The sequence below is a fragment of the Alkalihalobacillus alcalophilus ATCC 27647 = CGMCC 1.3604 genome, assembly GCF_000292245.2.
In the GTDB taxonomy this organism is placed as follows: Bacteria; Bacillota; Bacilli; order Bacillales; family Bacillaceae_D; genus Alkalihalobacillus; species Alkalihalobacillus alcalophilus.
The window spans coordinates 20,984-34,587 of sequence record NZ_ALPT02000012.1; the positions used below are offsets into that span (position 1 = coordinate 20,984).

25 protein-coding genes are annotated in these 13,604 nt (G+C 39.9%); all 25 read right to left on the reverse strand.

Going from position 1 to position 13,604, the window contains the following annotated elements; translation table 11 throughout:
• Positions 1-95: 95 nt before the first annotated feature.
• The 25 genes from map to tuf all read right to left on the reverse strand — a co-directional run bounded on the left by map (position 96) and on the right by tuf (position 13,596).
• On the reverse strand, positions 96-845 hold the full coding sequence (map, locus tag BALCAV_RS04785; protein ID WP_003322634.1) for a type I methionyl aminopeptidase: 750 nt from the start codon (positions 843-845) through the stop codon (positions 96-98).
• A complete protein-coding gene (locus BALCAV_RS04790) occupies positions 842-1,495 on the reverse strand; it encodes an adenylate kinase (protein ID WP_003322633.1) in 654 nt (217 codons plus the stop codon). Before BALCAV_RS04790 ends, map begins: the two co-directional genes overlap by 4 nt.
• Before the next feature lie 74 nt (positions 1,496-1,569).
• The gene (gene secY / locus BALCAV_RS04795; protein WP_003322631.1) at positions 1,570-2,862 is read right to left on the reverse strand and encodes a preprotein translocase subunit SecY; all 1,293 of its coding nucleotides are present in this window, start codon (positions 2,860-2,862) and stop codon (positions 1,570-1,572) included.
• Complete coding sequence (gene rplO, locus BALCAV_RS04800; RefSeq protein ID WP_003322630.1) at positions 2,862-3,302, reverse strand: 50S ribosomal protein L15; 441 nt, start codon at positions 3,300-3,302, stop codon at positions 2,862-2,864. Before rplO ends, secY begins: the two co-directional genes overlap by 1 nt.
• A gap of 33 nt (positions 3,303-3,335) precedes the next feature.
• Positions 3,336-3,524 (reverse strand): 50S ribosomal protein L30, encoded by a 189-nt coding sequence (gene rpmD, locus BALCAV_RS04805; protein ID WP_003322629.1) that lies wholly within the window; start codon positions 3,522-3,524, stop codon positions 3,336-3,338.
• Between the two features lie 13 nt (positions 3,525-3,537).
• On the reverse strand, positions 3,538-4,038 hold the full coding sequence (gene rpsE, locus BALCAV_RS04810; RefSeq protein ID WP_003322628.1) for a 30S ribosomal protein S5: 501 nt from the start codon (positions 4,036-4,038) through the stop codon (positions 3,538-3,540).
• Between the two features lie 21 nt (positions 4,039-4,059).
• Positions 4,060-4,422, reverse strand: coding sequence for a 50S ribosomal protein L18 (rplR, locus tag BALCAV_RS04815; protein WP_003322627.1), 363 nt, complete (start codon positions 4,420-4,422; stop codon positions 4,060-4,062).
• Between the two features lie 30 nt (positions 4,423-4,452).
• Complete coding sequence (rplF, locus tag BALCAV_RS04820; RefSeq protein WP_003322626.1) at positions 4,453-4,989, reverse strand: 50S ribosomal protein L6; 537 nt, start codon at positions 4,987-4,989, stop codon at positions 4,453-4,455.
• Positions 4,990-5,021: 32 nt separating this feature from the next.
• Positions 5,022-5,420: a 30S ribosomal protein S8 gene (gene rpsH, locus BALCAV_RS04825; RefSeq protein WP_003322625.1), complete on the reverse strand. Its 399-nt coding sequence runs from the start codon at positions 5,418-5,420 to the stop codon at positions 5,022-5,024.
• Between the two features lie 29 nt (positions 5,421-5,449).
• A complete protein-coding gene (locus tag BALCAV_RS04830) occupies positions 5,450-5,635 on the reverse strand; it encodes a type Z 30S ribosomal protein S14 (protein WP_003322624.1) in 186 nt (61 codons plus the stop codon).
• A gap of 30 nt (positions 5,636-5,665) precedes the next feature.
• Entirely contained in the window at positions 5,666-6,205 is a 540-nt protein-coding gene (gene rplE / locus BALCAV_RS04835) for a 50S ribosomal protein L5 (RefSeq protein ID WP_003322623.1), read from the reverse strand.
• Positions 6,206-6,229: 24 nt separating this feature from the next.
• Positions 6,230-6,541, reverse strand: a complete 312-nt coding sequence (gene rplX / locus BALCAV_RS04840; RefSeq protein WP_003322622.1) for a 50S ribosomal protein L24 — start codon at positions 6,539-6,541, stop codon at positions 6,230-6,232.
• 48 nt (positions 6,542-6,589) lie between these two features.
• Entirely contained in the window at positions 6,590-6,958 is a 369-nt protein-coding gene (rplN, locus tag BALCAV_RS04845; RefSeq protein ID WP_003322621.1) for a 50S ribosomal protein L14, read from the reverse strand.
• Positions 6,959-6,992: 34 nt separating this feature from the next.
• Positions 6,993-7,253, reverse strand: coding sequence for a 30S ribosomal protein S17 (gene rpsQ, locus BALCAV_RS04850; RefSeq protein WP_003322619.1), 261 nt, complete (start codon positions 7,251-7,253; stop codon positions 6,993-6,995).
• An 18-nt stretch (positions 7,254-7,271) separates the two neighbouring features.
• Positions 7,272-7,475, reverse strand: coding sequence for a 50S ribosomal protein L29 (gene rpmC, locus BALCAV_RS04855; RefSeq protein WP_003322618.1), 204 nt, complete (start codon positions 7,473-7,475; stop codon positions 7,272-7,274).
• On the reverse strand, positions 7,465-7,899 hold the full coding sequence (rplP, locus tag BALCAV_RS04860; RefSeq protein ID WP_003322617.1) for a 50S ribosomal protein L16: 435 nt from the start codon (positions 7,897-7,899) through the stop codon (positions 7,465-7,467). The genes rpmC and rplP overlap by 11 nt, the downstream gene beginning before the upstream one ends.
• 2 nt (positions 7,900-7,901) lie before the next feature.
• Entirely contained in the window at positions 7,902-8,561 is a 660-nt protein-coding gene (gene rpsC, locus BALCAV_RS04865) for a 30S ribosomal protein S3 (protein WP_003322616.1), read from the reverse strand.
• A gap of 3 nt (positions 8,562-8,564) precedes the next feature.
• Complete coding sequence (gene rplV, locus BALCAV_RS04870; protein WP_003322615.1) at positions 8,565-8,906, reverse strand: 50S ribosomal protein L22; 342 nt, start codon at positions 8,904-8,906, stop codon at positions 8,565-8,567.
• Between the two features lie 28 nt (positions 8,907-8,934).
• On the reverse strand, positions 8,935-9,213 hold the full coding sequence (gene rpsS, locus BALCAV_RS04875) for a 30S ribosomal protein S19 (protein ID WP_003322614.1): 279 nt from the start codon (positions 9,211-9,213) through the stop codon (positions 8,935-8,937).
• Between the two features lie 61 nt (positions 9,214-9,274).
• Positions 9,275-10,105 carry a 50S ribosomal protein L2 gene (gene rplB / locus BALCAV_RS04880; RefSeq protein ID WP_003322613.1) on the reverse strand — a complete coding sequence of 277 codons (831 nt, stop codon included), beginning with the start codon at positions 10,103-10,105 and terminating at the stop codon, positions 9,275-9,277.
• A gap of 26 nt (positions 10,106-10,131) precedes the next feature.
• Positions 10,132-10,422, reverse strand: coding sequence for a 50S ribosomal protein L23 (gene rplW / locus BALCAV_RS04885; protein WP_003322612.1), 291 nt, complete (start codon positions 10,420-10,422; stop codon positions 10,132-10,134).
• Positions 10,422-11,045, reverse strand: a complete 624-nt coding sequence (gene rplD, locus BALCAV_RS04890; protein WP_003322610.1) for a 50S ribosomal protein L4 — start codon at positions 11,043-11,045, stop codon at positions 10,422-10,424. The genes rplW and rplD overlap by 1 nt, the downstream gene beginning before the upstream one ends.
• A 28-nt stretch (positions 11,046-11,073) precedes the next feature.
• A complete protein-coding gene (gene rplC, locus BALCAV_RS04895; RefSeq protein ID WP_003322609.1) occupies positions 11,074-11,703 on the reverse strand; it encodes a 50S ribosomal protein L3 in 630 nt (209 codons plus the stop codon).
• 77 nt (positions 11,704-11,780) lie between these two features.
• The gene (gene rpsJ, locus BALCAV_RS04900) at positions 11,781-12,089 is read right to left on the reverse strand and encodes a 30S ribosomal protein S10 (RefSeq protein ID WP_003322608.1); all 309 of its coding nucleotides are present in this window, start codon (positions 12,087-12,089) and stop codon (positions 11,781-11,783) included.
• Positions 12,090-12,405: 316 nt separating this feature from the next.
• Positions 12,406-13,596, reverse strand: a complete 1,191-nt coding sequence (gene tuf, locus BALCAV_RS04905) for an elongation factor Tu (RefSeq protein ID WP_003322607.1) — start codon at positions 13,594-13,596, stop codon at positions 12,406-12,408.
• Positions 13,597-13,604 lie beyond the last annotated feature (8 nt).

The window sequence follows — 13,604 nt, forward strand, 5'->3', positions numbered from 1 at the left end:
CTTCCTTCAGTAAATCTTGTCTATACAAAAAGTTGCTCACCTATATGCACCTTTTAATTAGTCACATGTTCATCACTTCAAAGCTATCGAAACCTTTAATCAGCTTTTGTTAAAATCTCAAAGCCTGAATCAGTAATCGCAATAGTGTGCTCAAAGTGGGCACAATTCTTTTTGTCAACTGTCTCAACCGTCCAGTTGTCTGCAAGAGTCCGCACATAACGCGAACCAGCATTCACCATCGGTTCAATCGCTAAAACCATTCCTGGTTTTAAACGTGGCCCTTTACCAGGCGGACCGTAATGAGGGATCTGTGGATCCTCATGTAAGTCTTGCCCAACGCCATGTCCAACATACTCACGCACAATCGAAAAACCAAAAGGCTCTACATATGACTGAATCGCATGAGATATATCTGATAGCCGACCACCAGGCTGTGCCTGTTCTAGACCTTTGAAAAGGGAAGCTTCCGTGACTTCAAGCAATTTCTTGTCGTCCTCACTAATATCCCCTACTGCATATGTCCAAGCAGAATCACCATGATATCCGTTGAAATATGCCCCGATGTCAATACTGATGATGTCGCCATCCTTCAGCACGCGATTCCCTGGAATACCATGTACTAACTCTTCATTTACTGAAGCACAGATACTACCTTTGAATCCATTATAGCCTTTGAAAGAAGGTGTTGCACCGTGGGAACGAATAAACTCTTCAGCTATTTTGTCTAGTTTAATTGTTGTTACACCAGGCTTGATATATTCTTGTAACGCTTGATGTGTAAGAGCAACAATCGAACCGGCTTCACGCATTATCTCAAGCTCTCGCTCGGTTTTACAAATGATCATGCATGAATCCCTCTTAATAATTGATCAATATCATTAAAAACAACATTAATGTCTTGGTCACCTTTAATACTTTCAAGATAACCTTTCGCCGAATAAAAATCGATAAGAGGTTGTGCTTGTTGCTGATTCACTTCAAGACGTTTCTTAACCGTTTCTGGTTTGTCATCGTCACGTTGAATTAATTCACTACCATCTAGGTCACATACACCTTCCACTTTAGGTGGATTGAAAATCACGTGATACGTTTTTCCAGATGTAGGTGATACCCGTCGACCTGTTAATCGATCCATCAACAGCTGCTCCGGTACATCAACATTTAAAACATAATCAATCTTACGTCCCATTGATGACAGAATATCTTCTAGTGCTTCTGCTTGTGCAACAGTACGAGGAAAACCATCAAGTAAGAAGCCATCTTTACAATCGTCTTCATTAAGACGTTCGCGTACAATACCGATAGTTACTTCATCAGGAACTAACTCACCCGCATCGATAAAAGATTTTGCTTTAATGCCTAATTCTGTTTGTCCTTTAATGGCCGCACGAAACATATCACCAGTTGAAATGTGAGGAATTTGATATTTTTCTACAATTCTCTCAGCTTGAGTTCCCTTACCAGCGCCTGGTAAACCCATTAAAATAAGATTCACTAATATCCCTCCAATATCCATTATAACAACTAAGAGAAACAGGACGAGAAAGCTTTCTTACCCTGCTCCCCTTTTTACTTAATAAACCCTTTATATGAACGTTTAATTAATTGACTTTCAATACGTTTCATCGTATCTAATGCTACACCAACTACGATTAATAATCCAGTTCCACCAATTTGAATTGCTTGTGGCAATCCGAGTAACTTTGTGAAAAAGACCGGAAGAATTGCTACAACCGCTAAGAAGATTGCGCCAACAAACGTTAAACGATATAAAATGCGCGTTAAGTAAGTTTGTGTTGATTTTCCTGGACGAATGCCTGGGATATAGCCACCTTGTTTTTTAAGGTTTTCAGCCATCTGCTCAGGATTAACTTGAACAAATGTATAGAAATACGTAAACCCAATTATTAATGCCGCATAAACAATCATCCCAACAGGGTTAGTATAATCGAAATACGTAATAATCCAGTTTGAAACAGCATTATCTCTACCGAAAAATCCTGCAACGACTGGTGGGAACATAAACAACGATAAAGCAAAGATAACCGGAATTACCCCTGCAGCATTTACTTTAATCGGTAAATGTGTTGATTGTCCTCCAACCGGGCTACGACCAGCTAGACGCTTTGCATACTGAACTGGAATTTTTCTTAATGCTTGCTGTATAAATATTACCCCAACTGTAATTGCTAAAATCGCAAGCAATAATAACAAAACAGTTACAATGCTTAGGAATAATTGGTCACCTGCATTTTCAATTTGAAGTGCGTAAATCTGGTTAACCGCATTAGGAATCCCAGCAGCAATACCAGCAAAAATTAAGATAGAAATACCATTTCCGACACCATACGCAGTAATTTGTTCACCTAACCACATAAGGAATGCCGTACCAGCAGTTAAAACGAGAGCTATAAATATATACATTGGAATTGAAGGATTAGGAATTAATCCTGGAAACATAGCATTAAACCCAACCGACATTCCTAACGCTTGAATGAATCCTAAAACGATCGTTCCATATCGAGTAAACTGAGTTAACTTACGTCGTCCAGCTTCTCCTTGTTTTGCCCACTCTGCAAATTTAGGAACTACATCCATTTGTAACAACTGCACAACGATTGAAGCAGTGATATAAGGCATAATTCCCATTGCAAAAATTGAAAAGTTCCCTAATGCTCCACCGCCAAACGTGTTGAGAAAACCAAAAGCATTAGCTTGGTCTACAAAGTTTAGTACATCACTATTAGATCCTGGTATAGGAATAAAACTCCCAATCCTAAATACAATGAGCATAAGAAGGGTGAATACGACCTTACGACGGATATCACCCACCCTAATGATGTTGGAGATCGTTTGGAACATTAAATCACCTCTGTTTTTCCGCCAGCAGCTTCGATTGCTGCTACAGCTGAGGCCGAGAACTTGTTGGCTTTAACCGTTAAGTTCTTTTCAATTTTACCGTTACCCAAAATCTTAATACCGTATTTAACGTTTTTCACAGTACCAGACTCAATTAGTAATTCAGGTGTTACTTCAGTACCTTCCTCAAAACGATTAAGAGTATCTAAATTAACAACCGTAAATTCCTTACGAGTTGGATTAGTAAAACCACGTTTTGGTAAACGACGGTATAGAGGATTTTGACCACCTTCAAAACCTGGACGTACACCGCCACCAGAGCGTGAATTTTGACCTTTGTGTCCTCTACCTGATGTTTTTCCGTTTCCAGAACCGATACCACGACCAACGCGGTTACGGACTTTACGTGATCCTTCTGCAGGTTTTAACTCATGAAGTTTCATGTCGACACCTCCTCATTAATAAGAATAATGATATTATGCTTCGATCTCTGTTACTGTTAAAAGGTGTGAAACCTTATTTACCATACCGCGAATCGCTGCGTTATCTTCTTGAACTACTGTTTGATGCATTTTACGTAACCCAAGTGTGTTAACTGTAACGCGTTGGTCTTTCGGACGACCGATAAGACTACGAGTGAGGGTAATTTCTAATTTCTTAGCCATTTATTGTCCCTCCTTATCCTAACAGTTCTTCTACTGATTTACCGCGAAGTTTTGCAACTTCTTCAGCACGCTTAAGGCTTGATAATCCTTGCATAGTAGCACGTACCATGTTAATAGGATTATTTGAACCAAGTGATTTAGAAAGAATGTCACCTACACCTGCAAGGTCAAGAACCGCACGTACAGGTCCACCCGCAATAACTCCAGTACCCTCTGAAGCTGGTTTTAATAATACACGACCTGCTCCAAAATGTCCTGTTACTAAATGTGGAATTGTTGTACCAACAACTGGTACTTCAATGAGGTTTTTCTTCGCATCTTCTACCGCTTTACGGATAGCTTCAGGAACTTCCTGAGCTTTACCCATACCGAAACCGACATGACCGTTTTTATCGCCAACTACTACCAATGCAGCAAAGCGGAAACGACGTCCACCTTTAACAACCTTTGCTACACGATTGACAGCTACTACTTTTTCTTCAAGTTCCAACGTATTAGGGTCAATACGACGCATTCGTTTTCCCTCCTTTTTTGTTTAAAATTGTAGACCAGCTTCACGAGCTGCGTCTGCTAAAGTTGCTACACGTCCGTGGTATACATAACCACCACGATCAAAGACAATGACTTTATGTCCATTCTCAACTGCACGTTTTGCTACAAGTGCTCCTACTTGTTTAGCAGCTTCTGTATTACTACCGTTTTCTAAACCTAACTCTTTATCTAAAGATGAAGCAGATGCTAAAGTAACACCATTTACATCGTCAATTAGTTGAGCATAGATGTGTTTAGATGAACGGAATACATTTAAGCGCGGACGTTCAGGAGTTCCTGTAATTGCGCGACGAACGTGAGCGTGTCTTTTCTTACGTGCCGTATTTTTATTAGGCTTCGTAATCATTGAACGTCAGTCCTTTCCGTAATTTAATGATTATTTACCAGTTTTTCCTTCTTTACGACGGATGTATTCACCTTCGTAGCGAATTCCTTTTCCTTTGTAAGGTTCAGGTAGACGTACAGAACGGATGTTAGAAGCAACAGCACCTACACGTTCTTTATCAATACCTTTTACGATTACTTTCGTATTTGAAGGAACTTCGATTTCGATTCCTGCTTCAGGAACGATTTCAACTGGGTGTGAGTAACCAACGTTAAGTACAAGCTTTTGGCCAGATTTAGTAGCACGGTAACCGACACCGACTAATTCTAAACCACGCTCATAACCTTTTGTTACTCCTTCTACCATATTGCTAATCAAACTAGCAGTTGTACCATGAAGAGCTTTATGCTCCTTTTTATCAGATGGTCTTTCAACTGTAATTTGGCTTTCTTCAACGTTTACTTTCATGTCTGAATGAAGTTCACGTGTTAATTCACCTTTAGGTCCTTTAACTGTAAAAGTTGTACCATCAAGAGTAACTGTAACACCACTTGGAACTTCAACTGGTTTATTACCAATACGAGACATACAATACACCTCCGTTCAATTAAAGAATCTTCTTACCAAACGTATGCTAAAACTTCTCCGCCGATTTGTTGGCTGCGTGCTTCTTTATCAGTTAACACTCCGTTAGAAGTAGAAACGATAGCAATACCAAGTCCACCAAGTACACGAGGAAGCTCACCAGCTTTTGCGTATACACGAAGACCAGGCTTACTGATACGTTTTAAACCAGTAATTACACGTTCGTTTGTTGGGCCGTATTTTAAGAAGATACGGATAACCCCTTGTTTATTATCTTCAACATATTCGTAATCACGAATGAAACCTTCACGTTTTAAGATTTCAGCAATTTCCTTCTTCACCTTTGAAGCAGGCAATTCTAGCTTCTCGTGACGAACTGTGTTCGCATTACGAATACGAGTCAGCATATCTGCAATAGGATCTGTCATGACCATTTGTTTTTACCTCCTTCCCGTTCTTGAGCTTACCAGCTAGCTTTCTTCACACCAGGAATTTGCCCTTTATGCGCAAGTTCTCTGAAGCAAATCCGGCAAAGTTTAAACTTACGAATAACTGAATGAGGACGACCGCAACGTTCACAACGTGTATATTCTTGTACTTTATACTTTTGTGTACGTTTTTGCTTTGCAATCATTGATTTCTTTGCCAATGTTTTCCCTCCTCTTATTAGGTGACCGTATTATTTTTTGAACGGCATTCCCATATGTGTTAATAATTCACGAGCTTCTTCATCAGTGTTAGCTGTTGTTACGATAACAACATCCATTCCACGTACTTTATCGACTTTATCATAATCGATTTCAGGGAAAATTAATTGCTCTTTTACTCCAAGAGTATAGTTCCCACGACCATCAAAAGCTTTATTAGAGATACCACGGAAGTCACGTACACGTGGTAAAGAAACAGTAACTAATTTATCTAAGAATGCATACATACGCTCACCACGAAGAGTAACCTTCGCACCGATAGGCATTCCTTCACGAAGTTTGAAACCAGCGATTGATTTCTTCGCTTTTGTTACAAGTGGTTTTTGACCAGTGATTTGTCCTAACTCTTCAACAGCTTTATCTAAAGCTTTTGCATTAGAAACAGCATCACCAATACCCATGTTGACAACAATCTTATCAAGTTTAGGTACAGCCATTACTGAAGTATAGTTGAACTTCTCTACTAGAGAAGGGACGATCTCATTTGTATACTTTTCTTTTAAACGATTCACAGGATTAACCTCCTTTCAACCTGACTACTTATCTAGAACTTCGCCAGACTTTTTAGCAATACGTACTTTTTTATCATCTACTACTTTATATCCTACACGAGTAGGTTCACCAGACTTAGGATCAACTGGCATTACATTTGAAGCATGAATCGGAGCTTCTTGCGTTAAGATACCACCTTGTGGATTATCTTGAGACGGTTTCGCGTGTTTTTTCACGAAATTCACGCCTTCAACAAGGACACGATTCTTTTTCGGAAATGCTTCTAAAATAACACCCTGCTTACCTTTGTCTTTACCAGAGATCACTTTTACAGTGTCACCTTTTTTGACATGCATATTTGCCATGTTCGCACCTCCTTGACAGGCCTTCTCATTAATGAGTGATTAAAGAACTTCCGGAGCAAGAGACACAATCTTCATGAATTGATTTTCACGAAGTTCGCGTGCTACAGGTCCAAAAATACGAGTTCCACGAGGGCTCTTATCATCACGAATAATTACAACTGCGTTCTCATCAAACTTGATATATGAACCGTCGTTACGACGAGCACCACTTTTTGAACGAACAATAACAGCTTTTACAACGTCACCTTTCTTGACAACGCCACCTGGTGTTGCTTGTTTCACCGAACAAACGATAACATCACCAATGTTAGCTGTTTTGCGACCAGAACCACCTAAAACTTTGATAGCTAGCACTTCACGAGCACCAGAGTTATCAGCAACTTTTAAACGAGATTCTTGTTGAATCATGCGATCTTACCTCCCTTCAACTAAAGAACATCTATTAAATGATAACCGCTTCTTCAACGATTTCAATTAAACGGAAACGTTTATCTTTTGACAATGGACGAGTTTCCATGATTTTAACGATATCGCCAATTTTAGCTTTGTTATCTTCATCATGTGCTTTGAATTTCTTAGAATATTTTACACGCTTACCGTAAAGGCGGTCTTTCTTGTATGTTTCGACAAGAACAGTAATGGTTTTATCCATTTTGTCAGAAACAACGCGCCCGTTATATACTTTGCGTTGGTTGCGTTCCATATTTTAGCAAACCTCCTTTTAGCCGTTGTTAATTCCAAGCTCACGTTCACGCAAAACTGTTTTTGCACGAGCAATTGCTTTACGAACTTCACGAATGCGGGCTGGATTATCTAATTGACCAGTCGCTAGTTGAAAGCGAAGGTTGAATAGTTCTTCTTTAAGTGATTTCGTTTTTTGCTCAATTTCAGCAGTGGTTAAGTTACGAATATCATTAGCTTTCATTTGCGTCACCACCCACTTCTTCACGTTTTACAAATTTACATTTAACAGGTAATTTATGAGAAGCTAAACGTAACGCTTCACGAGCTACCTCTTCTGATACTCCAGAAATTTCAAACATAACTTTTCCAGGTTTTACGACAGCAACCCAACCTTCAGGAGCCCCTTTACCTGAACCCATTCGAACTTCTAGAGGCTTTGCAGTGTAAGGTTTAGATGGGAAAATCTTAATCCAAACTTTACCACCACGTTTCATATAACGAGTCATCGCAATACGAGCCGCTTCGATTTGACGGTTTGTAATCCAAGAAGCATCTTGAGCTTGTAAACCGTACTCACCGAAATGTACTTCTGTACCGCCTTTAGCACGACCACGCATTTTTCCACGATGTTCACGACGATATTTCACACGTTTTGGCATTAACATGATTAGTTGCCTCCTTCCTTTTGGTTCGTCCCTTTCGTTGGAAGAACTTCACCACGATAGATCCAGATTTTCACACCTAGTTTACCGTATGTTGTATCTGCTTCTGCTGTACCGTAATCAATATCAGCACGAAGAGTGTGAAGCGGAACAGTTCCTTCACTATAATGTTCAGCACGAGCGATATCAGCACCACCTAAACGACCAGATACTTGAGTTTTAATACCCTTTGCACCTGAACGCATTGTGCGTTGAATCGCTTGTTTCATTGCACGACGGAAAGAAATACGGTTCTCTAATTGACGAGCAATGTTTTCAGCTACTAATTTAGCATCTAAATCAGCATGTTTAATTTCAAAAATGTTAATATGAACTCTTTTACCAGTTAGTTCATTTAAAGCTTTACGTAAAGCTTCTACTTCTGATCCACCTTTACCAATAACCATTCCTGGTTTAGCAGTAGATACAGTTACATTTACGCGGTTTGCAGCACGCTCAATTTCAACTTTAGAAACTGAAGCATCTTTCAAACGGTTTTCAATGTACTCACGAATTTTAATGTCTTCGTGTAGTAAATCAGCATAATCTTTATCAGCGTACCATTTTGACTCCCAGTCACGAATAACGCCTACTCGAAGTCCAACAGGATTGACCTTTTGACCCACGCTTTATCCCTCCTTCTTTTCTGTTACAACTAGTGTGATGTGGCTTGTGCGCTTGTTAATACGACTAGCACGACCTTGTGCACGCGGACGGAAACGTTTTAACGTTACTCCCTCATCGACAAACACTTCACTAATTACAAGATTATTTGGCTCCATTTCATAGTTGTGCTCAGCATTCGCAATCGCAGAGTTAAGAAGTTTCTCAACTACTGGCGAAGCAGCTTTTGGTGTGTGACGAAGAATTGCAATCGCCTCACCTACTTGCTTGCCACGAATAAGATCAACAACTAAACGAACTTTACGAGGAGCAATACGGACTTGTTTGGCTACAGCTTTAGCTTGCATAGACTAAAGACCTCCTCTCTAACTCACCTTAACGTCTTGTTTTCTTATCATCAGCAGCGTGACCTTTATACGTACGAGTAGGTGCAAACTCTCCAAGTTTGTGTCCTACCATGTCTTCAGAAATGTATACAGGAACATGCTTACGACCATCATAAACGGCAATCGTGTGACCAATAAAGTCAGGGAAAATTGTTGAGCGACGTGACCAAGTTTTAATTACGCGCTTGTCATTTCCTTCGTTCATCGTTTCAACTTTTTTCATTAAATGATCATCGACAAAAGGTCCCTTTTTTAAACTACGACCCATGAGATATCCTCCCTTCGTGATCGGCGCACGGTTCTACCTTAGAACCGCAGCACTAATCCCGTTATTTTTTACGACGACGTACAATATACTTATCAGACGCTTTGTTTTTCTTGCGTGTTTTGTAACCAAGAGTTGGTTTACCCCATGGTGACATTGGAGATTTACGTCCGATAGGTGATTTACCTTCACCACCACCGTGTGGGTGATCGTTAGGGTTCATTACAGAACCACGAACAGTTGGACGTTTACCTAACCAACGAGAACGACCGGCTTTACCGATGTTCACAAGCTCGTGCTCAAGATTACCAACTTGACCGATTGTCGCACGGCAAGTAGATAAGATGTAACGAGTTTCACCAGAGTTTAAACGTACTAGAACATAGTCTTCTTCTTTACCAAGAACTTGCGCTTCTGTTCCAGCAGAACGAACTAATTGTCCGCCTTTACCTGGTTTTAATTCGATGTTATGAATAACAGTACCAACAGGGATATTGATAAGTGGTAGTGCATTACCAACTTTAATATCAGAGTTAGGGCCTGACTCAATCATCATATCAACTTTAAGACCTTTAGGCGCTAAAATATAACGCTTTTCACCATCTACATAGTTGATTAAAGCGATGTTAGCCGAACGGTTTGGATCGTATTCGATCGTAGCAACGCGTCCTGGAATTCCATCTTTATTACGTTTGAAGTCAATAACACGGTATTGACGCTTATGTCCGCCACCTTGATGACGTACAGTTAATTTACCTTGATTGTTACGTCCGCCTTTTTTATGAAGCGGTGCAAGCAATGATTTTTCTGGTTTGTCTGTTGTGATTTCTTTAAAATCTAGAACAGACATACCACGACGACCGGCACTGGTCGGTTTGTACTTTTTAATAGCCATGTTCAGTTACCTCCTTCTTTAAAAAATTAAACTCCCTCGAAGAATTCAAGTTCTTTGCTATCTGGTGTTAGAGTGACAACAGCTTTTTTACGACGAGCTGTAAAGCCAGTGTAACGACCAAAACGCTTAGATTTACCTTTGTAATTCATCGTGTTCACTTTAGAAACTTTAACTTCAAAGATTTCTTCAATCGCATCTTTGATTTGTGTTTTATTCGCACGAACATCCACTTCAAATGTGTAAACTTTTCCACTCATTAAATCAGCTGAACGTTCTGTAATAACTGGGCGCTTAATGATATCACGAGCGTTTGACATTACGCAAGCACCTCCTCTACCTTTTCAACGGCTTCTTTGGTGATGATTAGCTTATCATGCTTGATGACATCTAATACATTAACACCTTCCGCAGTAACGAATGTTACTCCAGGAATATTACGCGCAGATAATGCAACTTTTTCATCATAGTTAGCTGTAACAACTAATGCTTTTGAATCTACAGATAATGCAGCTAAAACATTAACCATATCTTTTGTTTTAATAGAATCGAACTTTAGATCCTCTAAAACAACGATTTCTGCTGCTTTCACTTTGCTTGAAAGTGCAGATTTGATAGCTAAACGACGAACTTTTTTCGGCAATTTGTAGCTATAGCTACGTGGAGTTGGTCCGAATACTACGCCCCCACCAACCCATTGTGGTGCACGGATAGTACCTTGACGAGCACGACCAGTTCCTTTTTGACGCCATGGTTTACGACCTCCACCGCGTACTTCAGAACGTCCTTTTGTCTTATGAGTTCCTTGACGTAAAGATGCTTGTTGCATCACGATAGCGTCGTGTAAAACAGCTTTATTTGGTTCTAAACCAAAAATTGATTCAACTAACTCGATGTCTCCAACTTGTGAACCTGATTGATTAAATAATGCTACTTTCGGCATGATGTGGCCTCCTTTCTTACAGTGTTAATTAGTTTCCTTTAACCGCAGTTTGAACAGTTACATAGCTCTTTTTAGCTCCAGGAACATTTCCTTTTACTAATAGAAGATTACGTTCTGTATCAACTTTAACGATTTCTAAGTTTTGGATTGTAATTTGTTCTCCGCCCATACGTCCTGGTAATAATTTACCTTTGAATACACGGTTTGGAGCAACAGGACCCATTGAACCAGGGCGACGGTGATATCTTGAACCATGTGACATTGGTCCGCGAGATTGGTTATGGCGCTTAATTGCACCTTGGAAACCTTTCCCTTTAGAAATACCTGTTACGTCGATTGATTCACCAACTGCAAATGTATCTACCTTAACTTCTTGCCCTACTTCATACTCAGCAAGACTTACGTTACGGATTTCCTTAATGAAGCGCTTAGGTGTAGTGCTTGCTTTTGCAGCATGACCTTCAGCTGGCTTGTTAATGTTAGATTTCTTCTGGTCAGCAAATCCTAATTGAATCGCTTCATAACCATCTGATTCAACTGTCTTTACTTGAAGAACAACATTAGGTTCAGCCTCAATTACTGTAACTGGAATAACTTCACCATTTTCAGCAAAAACTTGAGTCATACCGATTTTTCTTCCTAAGATTCCTTTGGACATCCGAAACACCTCCTATAAAAATATAATGTATTTTGCCATTTTCTCTATTCATATAAGACTTTAAACAGTCTATAAAATTACAATTTAATTTCGATATCGACGCCAGATGGTAAGTCCAAACGCATTAGCGCATCCACAGTTTGTGGTGTTGGATTTACGATATCAATTAGGCGTTTATGAGTACGCATTTCGAATTGTTCACGAGAATCTTTGTACTTATGAACCGCACGTAAAATTGTATAAACTGATTTCTCAGTTGGAAGTGGAATCGGACCAGATACTTGCGCACCTGAACGTTTTGCCGTTTCTACAATTTTTTCTGCTGATTGATCGAGTACACGGTGATCATACGCTTTTAAACGAATACGAATCTTTTGCTTTGCCATAATAGCCCCTCCTTTTTCGTCCATTTTTATAAACAGACATACTCCGCGAAAATTTCCTACACCGTGCCATGGCAAAGGAGCCTGGTGTGTCAGCAACCTTCCGCATCATCGCTGTCAATGACCAACATTCAACATTATACTTGAATTAAGTGCATAAATCAAGCATTTATCTCGTTAATCACACTTCTACTATTATATAGATACATACGTATATTTGCAAGGCTATTTTAAAAATACTTTTTCCTTTTATATCCTACTTCAATATAAAAGGAGTACTCTCAAAAGAGTACTCCTTTTTTTAACGGTAACCCGTTAATTATTTAGTGATTGTAGCAACAACGCCGGCACCAACTGTACGTCCACCTTCACGGATTGAGAACTTAGTACCTTCTTCAATCGCGATTGGAGAAATTAATTCTACAGTCATTTCGATGTTATCACCAGGCATTACCATCTCAACGCCTTCTGGAAGATGTACGATTCCAGTTACGTCAGTTGTACGGAAGTAGAACTGAGGACGGTAGTTAGAGAAGAATGGAGTGTGACGTCCACCTTCTTCTTTTGAAAGAACATAAACTTCAGCTTGGAAGTTTGTGTGTGGTGTAATTGTTCCTGGCTTAGCAAGAACTTGACCACGTTGGATGTCATCACGAGATACACCACGTAGTAATGCACCAATGTTGTCACCAGCTTCAGCATAGTCAAGAAGCTTACGGAACATTTCTACTCCTGTTACAGTTGTAGAAGATTTTTCCTCAGCAAGACCAATGATGTCGATAACGTCACCAACATTAAGTTGTCCACGCTCTACACGACCTGTAGCAACCGTACCACGACCAGTGATTGAGAATACATCCTCAACTGGCATCATGAATGGCTTTTCAGTGTCACGTGGAGGAGTTGGGATATACTCATCAACTGCGTTCATTAGTTCGATGATTTTCGCTTCCCACTCAGCGTCGCCTTCTAATGCTTTAAGAGCAGAACCTTGGATAACAGGAATGTCATCACCAGGGAAATCGTACTCAGAAAGAAGGTCACGTACTTCCATTTCTACTAATTCTAATAACTCTTCGTCATCAACCATGTCACATTTGTTTAAGAATACAACAAGGTAAGGTACACCTACTTGACGAGAAAGTAAGATGTGCTCACGAGTTTGTGGCATTGGACCGTCAGCAGCAGATACTACTAAGATTCCTCCGTCCATTTGTGCAGCACCAGTGATCATGTTTTTAACATAGTCAGCGTGTCCTGGGCAGTCAACGTGTGCATAGTGACGTGAGTCAGTTTCGTACTCAACGTGTGCAGTTGAGATTGTGATACCACGCTCACGCTCTTCTGGAGCTCCGTCGATTGCGTCATATGCCATTGCAGTTCCTTTACCAGACTTTTTAGCAAGTACAGTAGTGATTGCTGCAGTTAGTGTTGTTTTACCATGGTCAACGTGTCCAATTGTACCAATATTGGCATGTGTTTTGGAACGATCGAATTTTTCTTTACCCATGATTCAAT